The following is a 17400-nucleotide window of genomic DNA, read 5'->3' as shown; positions in this document are numbered from 1 at the left end:
GCGAAAGTTACGTCCTGCTCGTCAGGGCTGAGGCGCCTGACTCACCGTTCTCAATGGGTCAATTCACCCCGGCCAGGTGGAGCAGTTTGGGTGGCCATGGGTGGGGCAGTTTGGGTGGCCGCCGGGGGCATCAAGGTATGGCTCCGCTTCGCGACATGAAGACACGAGCGGCTGGGGTGTCGGGCCAACAACTGGAAAGGCGCATGCCTGTTGAGGCCGTTCCGATTGAGATGGCAGACCTGGCAAGGGAGTTGAACCAGATGTTAGGCAGGCTTCAGGAGGACTTCCTGCGCCTGTCAGAGTTCTCATCGGACCTGGCCCATGAATTGCGGACCCCCATCAGCAACTTGCTCACCCAGACGCAGGTGACGCTGTCGGCCGACCGGGATGCCCATACCTACCGCGACATCCTCTCATCCAATGCCGAAGAGCTGCAACGCCTGGCACGCATGGTGTCGGACATGCTGTTCCTGGCCAAGACCGAGCGAGGTGTGGACCTGCCCAACAAGGAGCGTTTCTCGGCGGCCCGTGAAGTGCAGGCGCTGTTGGAGTTCTATGACGTCGTGGCCGATGAAAAGCGCATCCGTTTGAGCGCCCAGGGCGATGGTCAGATTTTCGGTGACCGGTTGATGTTTCGCCGCGCCGTGAGCAATTTGCTCTCAAATGCCCTCCGCCATACGCCAGACGAGGGAGACGTGCACATCGACGTTGTCGAGGGGCGTGCGACCACCGAGATCACGGTGGAGAACACAGGGCAGGATATTGATCCCCTTGTGTTGCCAAGGTTGTTTGACCGCTTCTATCGCGCAGATCCTGCAAGATCTCATCCTGACTCTGATGGAACTGGGCTGGGCCTATCGATTACGAAGGCCATCGTTGAAGCCCACGGCGGCAATGCCTCGGCCCGATCAGGAGAAGGTAAAACGCAATTCACGTTGTCGTTTCCACACTGATAGGAGTCAGACCTACGTAGCTTTGGACGGTATGGTCGGCGTTCACGTCATCGCGATGCGACCATCATTTGGCTGGAGAGAGAACGCCTAGCCATGCAACACATGCGATAACGAGGACCACCATGCATGCCTCAATGACCAGGCTGCGACGCAACAGCACGGCCGCTTGCGCATGATCTCCGCTGCTCAGCGCCATTTCGAGTCGCGGGCTCAACTGGAAGCGATTGGCGGCTGCCAATCCGAGCATGCCGATGAACAATGCGATCTTCAGCGCGAGCAGGCCGCCATAGAGCGTCGTGAAGATCGGCTTGACCGACGCACCCACGATCAACAGGTAGTTGACTATGCCCGTCACGACCAGCGTCGCCACGATAACGGTGCCAACCTGCGCAAAGCCATTCGACAGCCGGCTCAGAATCTCGACCGATTTGTTTGTCGTTGCATCCCGATGCATCGCCAGCATGACGAAGGCGAAAAGCGCCCCGACCCATGCTCCGGCCGCCAACAAATGGGTGATGTCAGACGCTAGGTGCACATAGCCCTGAGCCCCTTCACTCATTGCACCGTGTCCGGACCAAGCCATCGTTGCGAGTGCCAGAGCGCTCAAAGCGGCCGAGCCGATCAGCCGATGCACGATGCGCAGCTTCGCCATGGCAAGACCGACGCATGCAGCAAGGGCCAGCAGACGAACCGACCAGGCAATGCCCACAGCCGTCTCCGAAATGATCATCTCGAAGATGTTGCTGTTCAGCTCTCCATAGGTGGCAGCGCCGGACATGGCCTTGGCGAGTACTGCCATGGCGCCGACCGATAACGTGATGCCCACGAGCGCTCCGGCAGCGACGACGCGTGCGTAGCGCTGCGCGATGGGGGGCGAACGACTGTCCAGACGAAGTGCGTACACACCGAACAGGGATACACCAAAGGTCGCGCCCAGGTCCATGTACACCGCGAAGCGCAGCGCAATGTTGATCCATTCGTCCGCCATGGCTCACTTCACCTGGAAGGTAAAGCTGCCCTTGACTGGGTGGGTGTCCGAAGAGACGGCCCGCCATTCCACACGGTAGTCACCGGCGGCCAAGGGACTGGCGGGGGTGATTACCATCGTCTTGCCATCGCTGGCGCCAGCGACGCTGGCATTGATCTTCATCGCGCCGTGATTCGGCATCCCCGGCATGCCGGTCATGATGAGATTCGCGCCCGAGAACTGCGTGGTCAGCGTTTCGGAAAACTTCAATTCGATTTTCGCGGGTGCCGGGCCCTGGGACTTGTCCGCCGGTGTGCTGGACAACAGTGCCGGATGGGCAAATGCTGCCGTAGTAGCGAACAAGGCGGAGGCGAAAGCGAGGGTCGCTTTGGAGAAGAGGCTTGAGAGCGTCATGAAAGATCCCATGCAGTAGGAGTGATGGAGGGAAAAGCAGAACGTGGGACTTGAAGGGCCTTCGAATTCTTCAACATCGGAACCCGAGGGGGGAGATATCCACCAAATCATGATTGGCATGCCGCTCGGTCAGGCAGCAAATTGCTGGCTGAGGTGTCACGGTGAGTTTTCATCATGATTCCCAGTTTGGTTAGGGGCAAGTGGATGGGTGCGCCAGAGGCGCTGTCAGAACCAGAACCGCAGGCCAGCCACGAAGCGTGTTTGCTTTGCTCGTCCGCCTTCGGCGCTGACGTAGTCGGCCGTCTTCCCGAACGAGCCCGCACGCTCGATGCCGATGTAGGGCGCGAATTGGCGGCTGATCTCGTAGCGCAACCTCAGCCCGGCCGATGCCTCGGCTAGGCCGCTGCCGATGCGCCGCTCGGGATCGTCCTTGCCGTAGAACTGCGTCTCGACCTTCGGCACCAGGATCAGTCGTTGCGAGATTAGCAACTCATAGCTCGCTTCGAGCCTCAAGGCCGTCCTTCCGCCATTGCCCACATAGGCGGTAGCGTCCAATTCGAACCAGTAGGGCGCCAGCCCCTGCATGCCGAAGGCCAGCCATTGGCGACTGGGGCCTTCACCGCTGTCCAGCCGCACCCCAACCTGGGTGTCCCAGTACGAGGCGATGGCGCGGGCCCATAGCAGCTCGGTACGAGACTCCTCAAGCTTACCGTTGGAGATGGCGCCTTCGGCTTTCAAGGCCAGGCGGTTGTAGGTCGTACCGTACCAACCCTGGAAGTTGTAGGCCGTGCTGTCGCCCCCCTTGCGGGTGAATTGACGCTCCAGGGTTTCACCGAGGAGCGAACCGAAGCGGTGCTCGTCGGCCAGCATCAGGCGAGGAACGCCAGGCACTGCATATTCGCCTTCGCCGAGCTTCAGGCCATTGGAATAGGCATGCGGGTCGCGCGCGTCCGCCGGCGCCGAGCCCCCCTGCATCTTCATGTCGCCGTGGTCCATGGCCGGGGGCGCATCGCCTTGCGTAGTGCTATGCCCGGCGTGAGGGTCTGCCGCAGTCGGTGCAGGCGCCGTATCTGGCTGCTGCGCCTGCTCCGAGGTTGCACCGTGGTGCGCGCTGTGGTCCTCGGACGCGGCAGTCTGGGCCTGCGCGTTCACGGTGGTCAACGTTGCTACCAGCATGGCCAGCGTTGGGAGATATCCTGGTTTGAACATTTTGGGGTTCCTTTTCTCGCTGGGACTCACGACACCACGACCTCGCGGAACATGCCTGCGTCCATGTGGAACATCAGGTGGCAGTGCCAAGCCCAACGTCCGAGTGCGTCGGCCGTCACAAGGAAGCTGATTCGCTGCGCGGGTTGCACAGGCAAGGTGTGCCGACGTGCGAGGAACTTGCCGTCAGGGCTCTCCAGCTCGCTCCACATGCCGTGCAGGTGCATGGGGTGCGTCATCATCGTGTCGTTGTGCAGAATGACCCGCAGGCGCTCGTTGTGGCGGAAGTGCACGGGCGTGGAGTTGCCGAACTCCAGCCCGTCAAGTGACCAGGTGTAGCGCTCCATGTTGCCGGTCAGATGCAGCTCGACCTCTCGCTCAGGGCCTCGGCTGTCCATCGGTCCTGACGGCGTGTGCAGGTCAGCGAGCGTGAGCACCCGACGGCCATTGTTTCGCAGGCCGATTCCAGGGTCGTCCAGGTTGGTGCGCGCCATGTCGACACGCATGTCCGTGCTCGCGCCGTATTCCGTGCGCGCGTGGCGTGCCAGAGTCGACGGAATCGCCAGACTGCCGGCGGCCGCCGCGTGCTTGCTGTGATCCAGGGCCATCGCGCCGTGGTTCATGCCCTGCATGGCGCTGTGATCCATTCCGGCCATCCCGGTCATTTCGGGCATCCCCGCCATGGCGGTCATCTCCATGCTCTCGCCTTCTGCTGAGCCATGGTCCATGCTCCCCATCATGTCGGCCATGGTCAACCACTGGACGGGATCGAGCGCGGGCACAGGTGCCTGCAGGCCCTCGCGCACAGCCAGCGTAGCGCGCGCATAGCCGGTCCTGTCCATCGCCTGCGCGAAGATCGTGTAAGCATCGTCTCGGGGCTCTACGATCACGTCGATCGTTTCTCCAGGGCCGAAGCGGAATTCGTCCACAGTAATGGGCTCAATGTCCACCCCGTCGACATGCACAACCTTGAGCTTCAGGCCGGGGATGCGCACGTCATAGAAGGTGTTGCCCGCACCGTTGACCATGCGCAGCCGCACCCGCTCGCCAGCCTTGAACAACGCCGTCCAATTACCGGCCGGCGTGACGCCGTTGGCAAGATAGGTCAGGGTCTGCGCAGATAGGTCGGCCAGATCGGTCGGACTCATGCGCATCTCGTTCCACATCTTGCGCTTGGCGAGTGAAACCTGCAGTCCATCGCGGGACACATCGCGGAAGAAGTCGATGGCGGTCGGCTGGTTGTAGTTGTAGTAATTGCCCTGAGCCTTCAGCTTGGCGAAGACCCGCATCGGATCCTCGTCGGTCCAGTCCGAGAAGAGCAGGACATGGTCTCGGTCGGCCTGGATGGTCTGCGGACCGGCCGGGTCGATGATGATGGCACCGTACATGCCGGTCAGTTCCTGGAATCCGGAATGCGAGTGGTACCAGTAGGAGCCGCTTTGCTGAACCTTGAAACGGTAGGTGAAGGTCGCCCCGGGTGCGATACCGGGGAAGCTGATACCGGGCACACCGTCCATCTGGTATGGAAGGATGATGCCATGCCAGTGGATGGAGGTCGCCTCGCGCAACCGATTCGTCACCCGGATGGTCACCTCTTCGCCCTCGCGCCAGCGCAGGGTCGGAGCAGGCAGGGACCCGTTGATCGTCGTGGCGACGCCGGGCTGCCCGGTGAAGTTAACTGGCGACTCCGCGATCACCAGGTCAAAAGTATTTCCGCGCAGAACGGGCGCCGTGCCGCGGCTGAGCTGACCTGCCTGCGCGAGCGCCTTCATCGCCGGTAGCGACAAGCCGCTGAGTACACCACCAGCGGTCAGCCCCTGGACAAAGCGGCGACGGCTCAAGCCGGCAGATGGGAAGACAAGAGGGTTTCGAGGTGCCATGTCGGGTCTCCTGGAGATGCAATTGGGTGTTGCTCCTGGGTGCCACCTGGGGCACCCACCTTGGCGCAGTAGGCAATAGCTTACGGAGGCGGACCTTTCCCTTGAATGACCTGCGCATTACATTCGCGTAATGGTGCGGAAGGCCTGGATAAATCGTCCGAACACGTCCGTGGCACCTGCGTGGTTGCCTGAGCTCATTGAGCTCATGAAGCAAGCGAGAGTTAGATGGGGAACTTCGACGAGACGCACGCGGCATCGAAGCTCCTCGATGGTCCGAATTGGTAGAGTTGATCGCTCCCTACATGCCAGAAGGCAAACGTGGCCTTCCGCCGTTTCCGGTGGAGTAGCAACTGTGCATCCAGTTCATGCAGCAGTGGTTTACGTTGAACGATCTGGCCATGGAAGAAGCGTTGCATGACATGCCGCTATTCCGTTACTTCACTGGCCTGGGTGGCTAGACCGACCGCTTGTCCCTGCGTAGCGCAATTTCATAGCGGGCGATCCAACTTACGCTACGGGTCGGTTTGAGCCGGTCACTCTGCGCAGAGCGACCATTCAAACCGGCTTGCTGCCTGCAGTGCCGTCGAGCGACTGGTGTTAGTTGCAAAGCAGTCGGTTGAGGCCACCGGCCCTCAATGTTCGCTATTGGCAGTCGCTGCCGTCCAGGAACCACCCGCGAATGTCGCAGATCAGCCTCGAACTGCCTCTCGCCGAGCTGGCCCGTCGACGCCGGCACTCACAGCGCTCCTAACCCCGCGCAGCCCTAGCCAATCCACGTGGATGGCGTGAGCCCCCCCTCTCACCGGCGCAAGAACCTCAACTGATGCGCCAGCATCTCCGGAAACAGCGGATCAAAGTAAAGATCGAAGTGGTTGGCCGCCACCTCGATCACCTGCACGTTCGGGTTGCCCACGCGCTTGACCTTGTCCGACACGAATGGCGCCACCGTGTCGCCCGTCGCACCGATCATCAGCATCGGGATCTTCACGTCCTTCAGTCGCACCCAGGGCCGATACAGCGGCAGGGGCAGCACCGACCTCGCGGCAACGCGGTTGTCGTACTTGTGGTCCGGGTGGGCCGCCAGTGCAGCCTGCAGAGCTTCCAGGCCACCGTCACGGTCCATGGTGGAGAACTCGCCCTCACGCGACAAGGTCGGCACATGAATGGGTGCGCCCGGCTTGATCAGGTCCAGGAGGCCGAGCGCGACCATCTTCGAAAGCCGCCCGATCGGCGTGGCGAACATCGCGGCCAGCCCGTCGAGCATCGGCACCTGAACGATGGCGCCCTTCAGTTCAGGGTGCTGCGTGGCCAGATCCACCACGTGCCCGCCACCGAACGACGTGCCCCACAGCGTGATGTCATGCGCCAGCACCTGCTGTTGCGACTTCAGGTGAGCCAGCGCCGTGTCGGCCACCCGCGTTCTGCGCCAGGGGTTGATGCCTTGGCGCGGGAAGCCGCCGCTGTCGCCCCAGCCCGGGTAATCGAACTCCATCACCGCGAAGCCGGCGTCGACAAAGCTCAAGGTGAACGACGAGGTCAAGGCCATCTGGACGCTGCCCCAGCCGCCCACCATGAGGATGGCGGGCAGTTGCTGATCGGGTGGCGTGTCCTTCGGCACATAGAGGGTGGCCGCGCACAGCGCGCCCTCTGCCGTGAAGGTGGACTTGATGGCGCGCGCACGCTCCAGCGAGATGTTGGGGTAACGACGGGTGTTCACGTTGGACTTCTTTGATGCGGTGATGGCGGACAGCGGAAGGCTCAAGCGGCTGTGACGGTGGCGCCCGTGGCAGCAACGGATTCAGGTGGAGAGAACCGATAGGCGTCGAGGGATGCGTAGCGCGTGAGCCAGCGGTAGCCGAAGGTGAAGCCAGGCCAGTTGGTGCTGTTGTGGCCATTGGCATCGACATACCAGCTCTTGCAGCCTTGCCACACGGTGGCGCGCAGGCGCGCTTGCACGGTGGCGTTGAATTGGCTGTAGCGCTGCGCATCGACCTCGATGGTGCTGGCCCGGGCTTGCTGCGCGGCCTTCATGCAGCGGATGACGTGCGCAATCTGGCTTTCCAGCATGTAGATGATCGAGCTGTGGCCCAGGTTGGTGTTGGGCCCGTAGAGCATGAAGAAATTGGGGAAGCCCGGCACCGTCATGCCCAGGTAGGCCTGAGCGCCCTTGTTCCAGGCTGTGTTGAGCTCCAGCCCATTGCGCCCCGTGATCGTCATGGGCGCCAGGAACTCGGTGGCCGCGAAGCCCGTGCCGTAGACGATCGCGTCAGCGGGGTGATGCTGCCCGTCCACCGTCTCGATGCCCGTGGGTGTGATGCGGCGGATGCCCTGGGTCACGAGGTGAACGTTGGGCTTGGCCATGGTGGCCAGGTACTCGTTGGACAGCAGGATGCGCTTGCACCCGATGGGGTAGTCGGGCGTGAGCTGCGCACGCAGTTCCGGGTCTTGCACCTGCCGGTGCAGCAGCCCCTTGAAGGGCACGCCCACCGCCAGATTCATCAGCGCCTTGATGCGCGTGAAGCCGATGGCCCGGCTTTCGTACTGGGCGTAGATGCGGGCCCGGTGCAGTTTCATCGTCCAGGGCAGCATCCTGAACAGGGCTTTGCGCCAGCCGGCATACGGGCCATCCGGGCGCGGCAGGATGTAGGCGGCCGAGCGTTGGAACACGGTCAACTGGCTCACCTGCCCTGCGATGGCCGGCACGAACTGGATGGCCGAGGCGCCCGTGCCGATCACCGCCACGCGCTTGCCCTTCATGTCGTAGCCGTGGTCCCAATGTGCCGAGTGGCAGACGTGCCCCTGGAAGCTGTCCATGCCCTCGATCCTGGGATAGACCGGGCGGCTGAGTTGCCCGGTGGCCGTGACCACATGGCGGGCCTGCAGCACTTGGCCGGTGGTCAGCGTCACGGTCCACAGTGCGTGGGCTTCGTCGTACTGCGCCTGTGCCACTTCACAGCCAAAGCGGATGGCAGGCAGCAGGCCGTACTTCCTGGCGCAGTGCCTCAGGTACTGGTGGATCTCGGCCTGGCGCGCAAACACCCTGGACCAGTTCGGGTTCGGCTCGAACGAGAACGAATACAGGTGCGACGGCACGTCGCAAGCCGCGCCGGGGTAGGTGTTGTCTCGCCACACACCACCCACATCGTTCTGCTTTTCCAGGATGAGGAAATCGCCCAGGCCTGCCTTCTTCAGCGCAATGGCCATGCCGATGCCTGCGATGCCAGATCCGATGATGAGGGTGTGGAAAGGGGTGCTGCCCCCTGTGCCGGTGCGGTGCATGTCTTGAAGCCTCACGTTGCGACGAAGGTCTGCTTGTCGAGCGCGAATCATCCGTAAATCGACCGGCACAGAGAATGTTGACTCAGGGGGGGTGCGGACGATTTCTTGGACTACCTGGAGGTAGTTCATGTATTCATACGAGGACCGGCTGCGAGCCGTGAAGCTCTACATCAAGCTGGGCAAGCGGGTCGGCCTGACCATCCGTCAGCTTGGCTATCCGACGAAGAACGCGCTCAAGACGTGGTGCCGCGAGTACGAGCAGCGTCAGGACCTTGCCGCCGTGTACGTTCGTCCGCCGAAGTATTCGCAGGCGCAGAGGGACCGAGCCGTGGATCACTACGTCGAGCACGGTCGCTGCATAGCAGGCACTATCAAGGCCTTGGGATACCCCTCCAGGGGATTGCTGTCAGCCTGGATCCAGGCGCTTCATCCACAGCCTCGCGTGCGGTCCGTTGAGCAGCCCCGCGAGCTGACCGCGGATGAGAAGCAGTCGGCAGTCGTTGCTTTGTGCCTGCGCCCAGCCAGCGCGCAGGCAGTCGCCGAAGGATTCGGCGTGTCGCGTGGATCGCTGTACCAGTGGAAGAATCAGCTGCTCGGCCACGACGCACCTGTACCCATGAAGCGCCAGCAAGATGCACCGGCAACCTCTGATCGAGCCGAACTGGAACAACAGGTCGAGGCCCTGCGCCGTGACATCAGGCGTCTGCAGCTCGAGAAGGACCTGCTGAAGAAGGCGAATGAACTCTTAAAAAAAGAACTGGGCATCGACCAGCAAGACCTGACGAACCGGGAGAAGACGCAGCTGGTTGATGCCCTGAGAGCGACCTACACGCTGGCCGAACTGCTCTGCGAACTGGACCTGCCGCGCAGTTCCTACTTCTACCATCGGGCCAGGCTCGAGATGGCCGACAAATACGCCAACGTCCGCCAGGCCATGACCGACATCTTCGAGCGCAACTACCGCTGCTACGGCTACCGGAGGATCCAGGCCTCGCTGAGCGATCGATCCATGAGCATCTCGGAGAAGGTCATTCGTCGCCTGATGAAGCAGGAGAGCCTGGTCGCCGCGTCGAGCAAGCGGCGCCGATACGGCTCGTACATGGGCGAGATCAGTCCAGCGCCCGATAACCTGCTGAACCGCGACTTCAGTGCCGACGCGCCGAACGAGAAGTGGCTCACCGATATTACAGAGTTCCAGATCCCGGCAGGCAAGGTCTACCTCTCGCCTATGATCGACTGCTTCGATGGCATGGTCGTCAGCTGGTCCATCGGCACGCGGCCGAACGCCGAGTTGGTCAACACGATGCTGGACGCAGCCATCGACAAGGTCGCTGCAAGCGGTGAGCGGCCGATGGTCCACTCGGACCGCGGCGGGCACTATCGTTGGCCAGGCTGGTTGACGAGAATCACGGAGGCAAAGCTGGTGCGCTCGATGTCGCGCAAAGGATGCTCGCCGGACAACGCTGCCTGCGAAGGCTTCTTCGGCCGGCTGAAGACCGAAATGTTCTTCGCACGAGACTGGCTCTCTACGACTATCGAAGACTTCGTCGATGCGCTGGACGCGTACATCCGCAGGTACAACGAAGTTCGGATCAAGAGCTCGCTGGGCTTCCGCAGCCCCGCCGAGCACCGCAGGCGCCTTGGCTTGGCTGCATAACCAGTCCAAGTTTTTGTCCGCACCCCCAGGCAAACGCTTTATGATTTGGGCCAACGTCATCGGGATTCAGCCTTCATGTGCTTCTGGGATTTCAAGCGGAGTTCAGCCAGCGTGCGGCTGCTAGTCGAGTTTGGCCAGGAGCGGGGGCTGGACGCCGCCCGGATCCTGTCACGCTCTCGGTTGAAGGTGGCCGATCTGGCCGATCCGGCGATCGAACTGGAGGCCAGCCAGGAGCTGTGCGTGGTGGGCAACCTCATCCGCGCTTGCAGGCAATCCGGCCTGGGGCTGGAAGTGGGCATGCGCTACAACTTCGCGTCCTACGGGCTGTGGGGTCTGGGCCTGATCAGCAGCGCCACCGCGGGTGATGCCCTGGCGCTGGCCCTGCGCTCCATCCCTCTGACGTTCGCGTTCTGCCGCATATCGGGCGGGCTGGACGGCGAGACCTACACCGTGACCTTCGAGCCTCCCGACGTCGAGCCGGCCGTGCAGCGCTTTCTGGTCGAGCGCGACGTGGCGGCGGCGGCCCGATTGATGAAGGAGGTGCTGGGAGCGGAGTTCGCCTTGACCCGGTTCACCCTTCAGCACCAGGTCGAACGGGGGGCGAGCAGCATCGAGGCGCTGGCGCGCATGGCCGGGGTGCGGCCCGAGTTCGGCGCCCGCTGTACCAGCCTGTCCTTTGATCCCAGCAAGCTGGCACTGCGGCTGCCTCAGGCCAACCCCGTCACGGTGGCCATGTGCGAGCGGGCCTGCGACGAGCTGATGGAGCGGCGCCGCGCCCGCCTGGGCACCAGCGAGTGCCTGCGTCAGTACCTGGAAGCGGCCCCCGTCCACGCCGCACCGGACCTGCCTCAGGCAGCACGGGCGCTGGGGCTCAGCGACAGGACCCTGAAGCGACGGCTGCAGGATGAGGGCGTCTCTTACAGAGTGCTGCTCGCCGAGGTGCGCGGCCGCCAGGCCAACCGCTTGCTCGAAGATGAAACGCTGTCGCTCACGGAGATCGCCGAGCGCATGGGCTTCAGCGATCTGTCCAGCTTCTCGCAAGCCTACAAGCGGTGGTTTGGGGTGGCGCCGAGCGTCGGGCGAGCCGGCACCCAGGCCCGCGGTACTTGAGAGCCAGCCCTTCCCACCCTATCGGTTCAGGCGCCGTCATTCAACCACCACCGCCTCGTCCTCCGCATGCCGATCCGGCTCGGTCGTGCACAGGATTTCGCCCAACACCGACGTGGCGTAGTTCCCGGCCGGCAGCGAGAACGTGATCACCAGCTGATCGGCGTGCGGCCATTCCCACGCCATCTCGCCCGGGCTCGCCACCAGAGAGCGCCGCTCCTGATCCAGCCCGGCGTGCTCCATGCCATCGCACAAGACGGCATGGCGTTCGGCCACACCGTTCTCCAGCGCCTGCGCCTGATCGGTCGTGGTCACGCGCCCCCGTCCCCAGAGCGGCCCGGTCGGCTGGCCCGCCTCGTCCATCACGTCGCCGGGCAGGGTCTTGCCCCAAAGCCCCTGCTGGATGCGCAGCGCCAACACTTCGTTGAACACGAAGGATCGCACCGCCGACAGGTAGATGCCCTTCTTCTTCGGGTTGCGCACGCGGATCTCGCGCGCCAGCATGGCCCGGCCCTGCTCGACGTTGCCGCCGTCATGCCCGAAGCGCTGCGCGCCGAAGTAGTTCGGCACGCCGTGTGACGCCACAGCCTTCAGGTTCGCCTCGATGGCATCGCGGTCGCCGGTGACGTCGCGCAGCACGATGCGGAACCGGTTGCCCAGCAGGTCGCCCGGGCGCAGCTTCTTCACGTGGCGGCTCTGGCCCAGCACCTTGAACTCCGGGTGCTGAAGCTGGGTCAGGTCGGGGGTCTCGCCCTTGGGCAGGTAGATGCTGAACCACTGGCGGGTGATGGCGTAGCGGTCCTTGAGGCCGGCATAGCCCACGTCCCGTTCCTCCACGCCCGCGGCCGCGGCCAGTTGCTGGGCGACGAACGCGGTGTTGGCGCCGTTCTTCTCGACGTCCAGCCAGAGGTGTTCACCCGCACCGGAGGGCAGCTGCAGCGGCAGCTCGGTCACGATGAAGTCCTCGTTGAGGCGTTTCAGGGTGGCACGGGCGCCGCTGGCCGGATAAGCGTGGGGCCATTGCGGCAGGGTTGTGTAGAGGGCGTCGGTCATGAGGGGGATTCTCTCCGCTACCCGCGCGTCTTCGCGAGCGACAGCAGCGGCGACTTCAACGAAAGCAGCGAATCCGCCAACGCCCTGACCGCGGCCAGCTCGGCGCCTTGCGGTGTCATGCACACCAGCAGGCTCCGGGTCGCCCAGCGATCGGCCAAGGCCAGCACCCGCGTGCCCTCGGCGCGAAAACGCATTGCCGCGCTCTCCGGCATCACCGCGGCCCCGACGCCCGCGGCCACGAGTTGCGCCATGCCATCGAACCCTGAGAGCCGCACGCGGTGTCGGGGTACGCGACCGCTGCGGCTGGCCTGCGCGGCCAGGAAGCGGCTGAGTCCGCTGTCGCCGGGAAGGCCGACCAGGGGATGCTCCAGCAGCTCGCCAAACGCGATGGTGCGTCGCCTGCCCATCGGCCAGCTTCGGGGCAGCAGTGCCACCAGGCGGTCATCCAGCCAGGGGTGCACCGTGAAGCCGGTTGTGTCCACATGGTCTGCCACGACGGCGATGTCGGCGAAGCCGCGCCGCAGGGCATCCAATGCAGCATCACTCGCCATCTCGCGCACGTCCAGGTCGATCTCGGGGTGATGGCACAGAAAGCGCGCCACGGATCTAGGCAGCGCCTCAGACATGGCCGCCGTGTTGCACAACAGCCGGACGGTGCCCCGCAAGCCGCGGCCGAAACTGGCCATCCCTACATGCAGGGACTCCAGCTCCGTCAGCACACGGTTCGCGTGTCGCGCCAGGGTCCTTCCGGCATCGGTGGGAACCGCCCCGGCCTTGGAGCGGATGAGGAGGCGCGCGCCTGTGGCGTCTTCCAGCGCCTTGAGGCGGGCACTCGCTGCAGCCAGAGAAAGGCTCACCGCCTCTGCAGCCGCCGTGATGGACCCATGGGCAATCACGGCAGAGAAAAGGTGCAGGTCGAAAGGGTCGATGCGGTAGTCAACGGTGCGACGGGGGGTGGCCATGGCGTTCATCCTTCGGTTCCACCGAAGGATAGGGGCAGGTGAATGGAATGGTGTGAGGCCCCGATTCGGCACACCATACCGCCATGGACATCATGCAGACCTTGTGGGTGGCGGCCGTGTTCGCCTTGGCCGGTGGCGTGAAAGGCATCACCGGGATGGGCTTGCCGACTGTGGCGATGAGCCTGCTCGGCCTGTGGATGCCCCCTGCACAGGCCGCTGCGCTGCTGGTGATTCCGTCGCTGTCCACCAACGTGGCGCAATGCCGCGGGCCCCATCTGCGCCAAGTGGCGATCCGGCTGTGGCCGGGTTGGTTGGCGATCGCAGTGGTCACGGCCTTCGCGCCCGGCCTGGGTGGCGGCGGCCCGACGGATACGGCGTCGCGCTGGCTTGGCGGTGTGCTGGTGGGCTACGGCCTGTGGGGCCTGTGGCGCCCTGCCCTGCCCGACCTCTCACAGCGCGGCCGGTGGCTGGGCGCAGTGGCGGGGGTCGCCACCGGTCTGATCACGTCGATGACCGCTGTGTTCGTGCTGCCATGGGTGCCCTATCTGCAATCGCTGCGGCTGGACAAGGAGGCCACCGTTCAGGCGCTGGGCCTGTCGTTCACGGTGGCGACGCTGGCGTTGGCATTTCGGTTGCAGACCTCGGCGCCATTCGGCGAGGTCTCGGCTGGAACAGCCTGGCTGTGGGGCGGCGCAATGGGGGGCGCCTTCGCGGGCATGAAGCTGGGCGAGATGCTGAGGGGGCGCCTGGCGGGCCCGACGTTTCAGAAGGCGCTCTTCATGGTGTTCATTGCGCTGGGTGTGGCGAACCTGATGAGAGGAGGGTGAGAACCACACGTCGTTGAGCGAGTCGCTTGACGCACACCAGCCTTTGCGAGAGGCTGATGGCGTCTTGAGCTGCGACCCGAAAATGAAGCTGCTACCCCATCCCACCAGCTACCTGTTCTTCACTGGCAAGGGCGGCGTCGGCAAGACATCCTTGTCGACCGCCACGGCGATCCAGCTTGCCGATGAGGGGCTGCGCGTTCTGCTCGTCAGCACCGATGCAGCATCCAACCTGGATGAAATGCTTGGTGTGCCGCTTCGGAACACACCGACGCCCGTCCCCGGAGTGCCTCGCCTGTCGGTGTTGAACATCGACCCCGATGTGGCCGCAGAGAACTACCGGCAGCGTGTGCTGGCCCAGATGCAAGACAGCAGCACCGACGAAGAACGGAAAACGGTTCGTGAGCAGCTCTCCGGGGCCTGCACCACCGAGATCGCGTCGTTCGACGAATTCTCCAGCCTGCTGAGCGACAGCGCCGCCGCCTACGACCACGTGGTGTTCGACACGGCCCCGACGGGCCACACCTTGCGCTTGCTCAGCCTGCCCAAGGCCTGGAGCGGTTTTCTCAAGGACAACGACCGGGGGGCGTCCTGCCTCGGACCCCACTCGGGCTTGAAGATGCAGGAGGCGCGCTTCAATGCCGCGCTGGCTGCCCTGAGCGACGAAAAGCAGACGACGGTTGTGCTGGTGGCCCGTGCCGACAAGGGCGCACTGAGCGAAGCCGCCCGCACGTCCGTCGAACTGCAGGAACTGGGGCTGCGGCACCAGCGCCTGGTGTTGAATGGCGTGTTCCGTGCGACCGCCCCCGGTGACGCCGTGGCCGATGCGCTGGAAGCGCTGAACAATGAAGCCCTGCACAGCATGCCCGACGTCCTGAAGACACTGCCCCAGGCAGTTGTTCCGCTGCGCGCATTCGACACGGTCGGCATCGCTGCACTGCGTTCACTGCTGGATGACAAGGGCGCCCCCGCATGGCTTCCCGCCGAGGACGTGGATGACAGCCGCTGGGCCGCCGAGGGCCTGCAGAAGCTGATCGCCGAACTGGCGGCTGCGGGCAAGGGGCTGATCATGGTGATGGGCAAGGGCGGTGTCGGCAAGACCACCATCGCGGCCGCGTTGGCCGTGGGCCTGGTCCGGCGTGGTCACGCCGTGCACCTGAGCACCACCGACCCCGCAGCCCATCTGGCCTCGACGCTGGAGGGCCAGCTTCCCGGGCTGGATATGAGCCGCATTGATCCGAAGGTGGAAACGCAGCGCTACATCGACAAGATCATGGCTTCGCGAGGAGCGGACCTCGATGAGCAGGAAAGGGCGTTGCTGCTGGAAGACCTGCAGTCGCCCTGTACGGAAGAGGTGGCGGTGTTCCACGCTTTCTCGCGCACGGTGGCTTCCGCGCGCAGTGCATTTGTCGTGCTCGACACCGCCCCGACCGGGCATTCGTTGCTGCTGATGGACGCCACAGGGGCCTACCACCGCCAGATGACCCGCGAGTTCGAAGGCAAGTCCACCGCGCATGTGATCACGCCCCTGATGCGGCTGCAGGACCCCGACTACACGCGCATCATCCTCGTGACCTTGCCTGAAACCACGCCGGTCTCTCAGGCGGCGGCGCTGCAGGACGACCTTCGCCGGGCCCGGATCGAGCCGTACGCCTGGGTGGTGAACAAGTCGATTCTGGCTGCACGCACGCAGGACCCGGTGCTGAAAGCCCGCCTGCAAGGCGAGCGCCGCCAGTTGGCCCGCATCGCCGACGGCCTGGCGACGAAGGCGTTCTTCATTCCCTGGGTCGCCAGACCGCCGGTTGGCGTCGCCGGGCTCGAGCAGCTGTTGAAGTCGTGATGGGTGGAAACGAATGGAGCCTTCAAAAAGTTGACCATTCACAGAGTAGGGATTGAAGGCCGGAGATCGGCTCGCTAAGTTTTGCGGCAGTCGACCGCATCGCCTTGCGGGACTCACTCGGGAGCTCATCATGCAAATGATTCATGGATTCAGACGTCGCTCGCTTGCGGCCGTCTTTGTGGCAGCCATGGTGCCGTTGGCGCCGCTCGCCGCCAAGGAGGCCCACTACAACGTCACCCACACCCTGACCATCAAGCCCAATGTGGGGTTTGACGGTGAATGGCAGGCCGGCTGGCGCTACATCGTAGGCGAGGTGGAGGCCAGCTACGACGGCAAGAAGGTTCAAGCACCGACGCTGAAAGGGCAAATCGAACCCCTGATCGGGGCCGGCACGCCGCAAAGCCGCACCGCGACCATCGGCCCCTCTTCAGCCTTCGGTCAATCCCAGGCGACCGCCACCTTCACCACCGGCAGTCAGCCATTCAATGGCTCGATCAACGTGAACGGAACGGCCACCACCAATCCGCCGCCGGGGCACAGCGGCCGGGCTTTCGCATCCAGCCAGTCGCAGCTGGTGGCCGGACTCAAGCGGACGAGTTCAAGCGGGCACATCAGCTGGAACTCCGTCTCGTCTGTCCGGGCCGTGGGTTGCACGTCGCCCTGCGTGGCAGGCAAGGACCCCATCAGCTTCAGCCTGGTGGACCCGGTCACCGGCGACTCGGTCGAGGGCACGTTGCTGTCGATCGACCTGTCCATCGAGGGTGGCGACGGCCAGCTCGAATGGCGCAATGGCACCTTGTCGGTCTCGACCGACCATCTGCTCAGCGGCAGCTTCAGCATCGATCAGTCGAGCCGCTTCGTCACCAATCCGGGCACGCTGGAAGTCACCTTCGAAAAGAACATCGTCACGCGAAGCGTGGCGACGGGCATCTATGCCGGTCTGGCACCCGCGGTGGGCCAGTCGGCGCTCGGTGCGTTCAACATCGGCGAGCCGGGCGTGGGATACGACTTCGGCTATGGGGATGTGCCCGTCGCAGTCGACTTCGGCTTCGGCAACGCCGGCACGGCGTCGGTGGCGGTGGTGCCGGAACCCTCGGCCTGGCTCATGGCGCTGGCTGGCCTGGGTGTGACAGCGGGGGCCACGCGTCGCAAGAAAGGCCAGACCGGCCTCTGCTGACGCGACCACACAGCACGCTCGAACAAAAGCAGAAAGCCCGGCCATGCGGCCGGGCTTTCACGCGTCAGCGTGGCTCACCCG

13 protein-coding genes and 2 pseudogenes are annotated in these 17400 nt (G+C 64.1%); 7 read left to right on the top strand and 8 right to left on the bottom strand.

Annotated elements, in window-relative coordinates; all coding sequences use genetic code 11:
• A partial coding sequence (locus QZ709_RS10095; protein WP_294637142.1) for a heavy metal sensor histidine kinase occupies positions 1 to 953 on the top strand: 953 nt, incomplete at its 5' end.
• Positions 954 to 1017: 64 nt separating this feature from the next.
• On the opposite strand, the gene copD is transcribed toward QZ709_RS10095, so the two are convergent.
• The 4 genes from copD to QZ709_RS10075 form a co-directional block, all read right to left on the bottom strand.
• Positions 1018 to 1941 carry a copper homeostasis membrane protein CopD gene (gene copD / locus QZ709_RS10090; RefSeq protein ID WP_109036454.1) on the bottom strand — a complete coding sequence of 308 codons (924 nt, stop codon included), beginning with the start codon at positions 1939 to 1941 and terminating at the stop codon, positions 1018 to 1020.
• Positions 1942 to 1944: 3 nt separating this feature from the next.
• Positions 1945 to 2334, bottom strand: coding sequence for a copper homeostasis periplasmic binding protein CopC (copC, locus tag QZ709_RS10085; RefSeq protein WP_109036452.1), 390 nt, complete (start codon positions 2332 to 2334; stop codon positions 1945 to 1947).
• 225 nt (positions 2335 to 2559) lie between these two features.
• On the bottom strand, positions 2560 to 3543 hold the full coding sequence (locus tag QZ709_RS10080; RefSeq protein WP_245932724.1) for a copper resistance protein B: 984 nt from the start codon (positions 3541 to 3543) through the stop codon (positions 2560 to 2562).
• Positions 3544 to 3569: 26 nt separating this feature from the next.
• Complete coding sequence (locus QZ709_RS10075; RefSeq protein WP_109036450.1) at positions 3570 to 5420, bottom strand: copper resistance system multicopper oxidase; 1851 nt, start codon at positions 5418 to 5420, stop codon at positions 3570 to 3572.
• Between the two features lie 205 nt (positions 5421 to 5625).
• Between QZ709_RS10075 and QZ709_RS10070 the strand changes: the two are divergent.
• Positions 5626 to 5875, top strand: a pseudogene (locus QZ709_RS10070) (transposase); the annotation flags it as partial.
• Positions 5876 to 6219: 344 nt separating this feature from the next.
• On the opposite strand, the gene QZ709_RS10065 reads toward QZ709_RS10070, so the two are convergent.
• Both QZ709_RS10065 and QZ709_RS10060 read right to left on the bottom strand, forming a co-directional pair.
• Positions 6220 to 7137, bottom strand: coding sequence for an alpha/beta hydrolase (locus QZ709_RS10065; protein WP_294637141.1), 918 nt, complete (start codon positions 7135 to 7137; stop codon positions 6220 to 6222).
• Positions 7138 to 7220: 83 nt separating this feature from the next.
• Positions 7221 to 8699, bottom strand: a pseudogene (locus QZ709_RS10060) (NAD(P)/FAD-dependent oxidoreductase); the annotation flags it as partial.
• A 127-nt stretch (positions 8700 to 8826) separates the two neighbouring features.
• Between QZ709_RS10060 and QZ709_RS10055 the strand changes: the two are divergent.
• Complete coding sequence (locus QZ709_RS10055) at positions 8827 to 10356, top strand: IS3 family transposase (RefSeq protein ID WP_294637140.1); 1530 nt, start codon at positions 8827 to 8829, stop codon at positions 10354 to 10356.
• A gap of 75 nt (positions 10357 to 10431) precedes the next feature.
• Entirely contained in the window at positions 10432 to 11466 is a 1035-nt protein-coding gene (locus QZ709_RS10050; protein WP_294637139.1) for an AraC family transcriptional regulator, read from the top strand.
• A gap of 36 nt (positions 11467 to 11502) precedes the next feature.
• On the opposite strand, the gene QZ709_RS10045 is transcribed toward QZ709_RS10050, so the two are convergent.
• Both QZ709_RS10045 and QZ709_RS10040 read right to left on the bottom strand, forming a co-directional pair.
• Positions 11503 to 12516 (bottom strand): tRNA pseudouridine(13) synthase TruD, encoded by a 1014-nt coding sequence (locus QZ709_RS10045; RefSeq protein WP_294637138.1) that lies wholly within the window; start codon positions 12514 to 12516, stop codon positions 11503 to 11505.
• A 17-nt stretch (positions 12517 to 12533) separates the two neighbouring features.
• Positions 12534 to 13478: a LysR substrate-binding domain-containing protein gene (locus QZ709_RS10040; RefSeq protein ID WP_294637137.1), complete on the bottom strand. Its 945-nt coding sequence runs from the start codon at positions 13476 to 13478 to the stop codon at positions 12534 to 12536.
• Positions 13479 to 13561: 83 nt separating this feature from the next.
• Between QZ709_RS10040 and QZ709_RS10035 the strand changes: the two genes are divergently transcribed.
• From QZ709_RS10035 to QZ709_RS10025, 3 genes are all read left to right on the top strand, one after another.
• Positions 13562 to 14305, top strand: coding sequence for a sulfite exporter TauE/SafE family protein (locus QZ709_RS10035; protein WP_294637136.1), 744 nt, complete (start codon positions 13562 to 13564; stop codon positions 14303 to 14305).
• 82 nt (positions 14306 to 14387) lie between these two features.
• Positions 14388 to 16142: an arsenical pump-driving ATPase gene (arsA, locus tag QZ709_RS10030; protein WP_294637135.1), complete on the top strand. Its 1755-nt coding sequence runs from the start codon at positions 14388 to 14390 to the stop codon at positions 16140 to 16142.
• Between the two features lie 130 nt (positions 16143 to 16272).
• Complete coding sequence (locus tag QZ709_RS10025) at positions 16273 to 17319, top strand: PEP-CTERM sorting domain-containing protein (protein ID WP_294637134.1); 1047 nt, start codon at positions 16273 to 16275, stop codon at positions 17317 to 17319.
• Positions 17320 to 17400 lie beyond the last annotated feature (81 nt).

The sequence above is a fragment of the uncultured Aquabacterium sp. genome (genome assembly GCF_913773725.1).
Lineage (GTDB): Bacteria > Pseudomonadota > Gammaproteobacteria > Burkholderiales > Burkholderiaceae_C > Aquabacterium.
Note: the sequence above shows the minus strand (reverse complement) of the source record. Positions and strands in the feature narration are given on the sequence as shown.

Bases quoted from the DNA above. Each gene is read 5' to 3' on its own strand.
- copD (WP_109036454.1), bottom strand. From the start codon at position 1,941: ATGGCGGACGAATGGATCAACATTGCGCTGCGCTTCGCGGTGTACATG.
- copC (WP_109036452.1), bottom strand. From the start codon at position 2,334: ATGACGCTCTCAAGCCTCTTCTCCAAAGCGACCCTCGCTTTCGCCTCC.
- QZ709_RS10080 (WP_245932724.1), bottom strand. From the start codon at position 3,543: ATGTTCAAACCAGGATATCTCCCAACGCTGGCCATGCTGGTAGCAACG.
- QZ709_RS10075 (WP_109036450.1), bottom strand. From the start codon at position 5,420: ATGGCACCTCGAAACCCTCTTGTCTTCCCATCTGCCGGCTTGAGCCGT.
- QZ709_RS10055 (WP_294637140.1), top strand. From the start codon at position 8,827: ATGTATTCATACGAGGACCGGCTGCGAGCCGTGAAGCTCTACATCAAG.
- QZ709_RS10050 (WP_294637139.1), top strand. From the start codon at position 10,432: ATGTGCTTCTGGGATTTCAAGCGGAGTTCAGCCAGCGTGCGGCTGCTA.
- QZ709_RS10045 (WP_294637138.1), bottom strand. From the start codon at position 12,516: ATGACCGACGCCCTCTACACAACCCTGCCGCAATGGCCCCACGCTTAT.
- QZ709_RS10040 (WP_294637137.1), bottom strand. From the start codon at position 13,478: ATGGCCACCCCCCGTCGCACCGTTGACTACCGCATCGACCCTTTCGAC.
- QZ709_RS10035 (WP_294637136.1), top strand. From the start codon at position 13,562: ATGGACATCATGCAGACCTTGTGGGTGGCGGCCGTGTTCGCCTTGGCC.
- arsA (WP_294637135.1), top strand. From the start codon at position 14,388: ATGAAGCTGCTACCCCATCCCACCAGCTACCTGTTCTTCACTGGCAAG.
- QZ709_RS10025 (WP_294637134.1), top strand. From the start codon at position 16,273: ATGCAAATGATTCATGGATTCAGACGTCGCTCGCTTGCGGCCGTCTTT.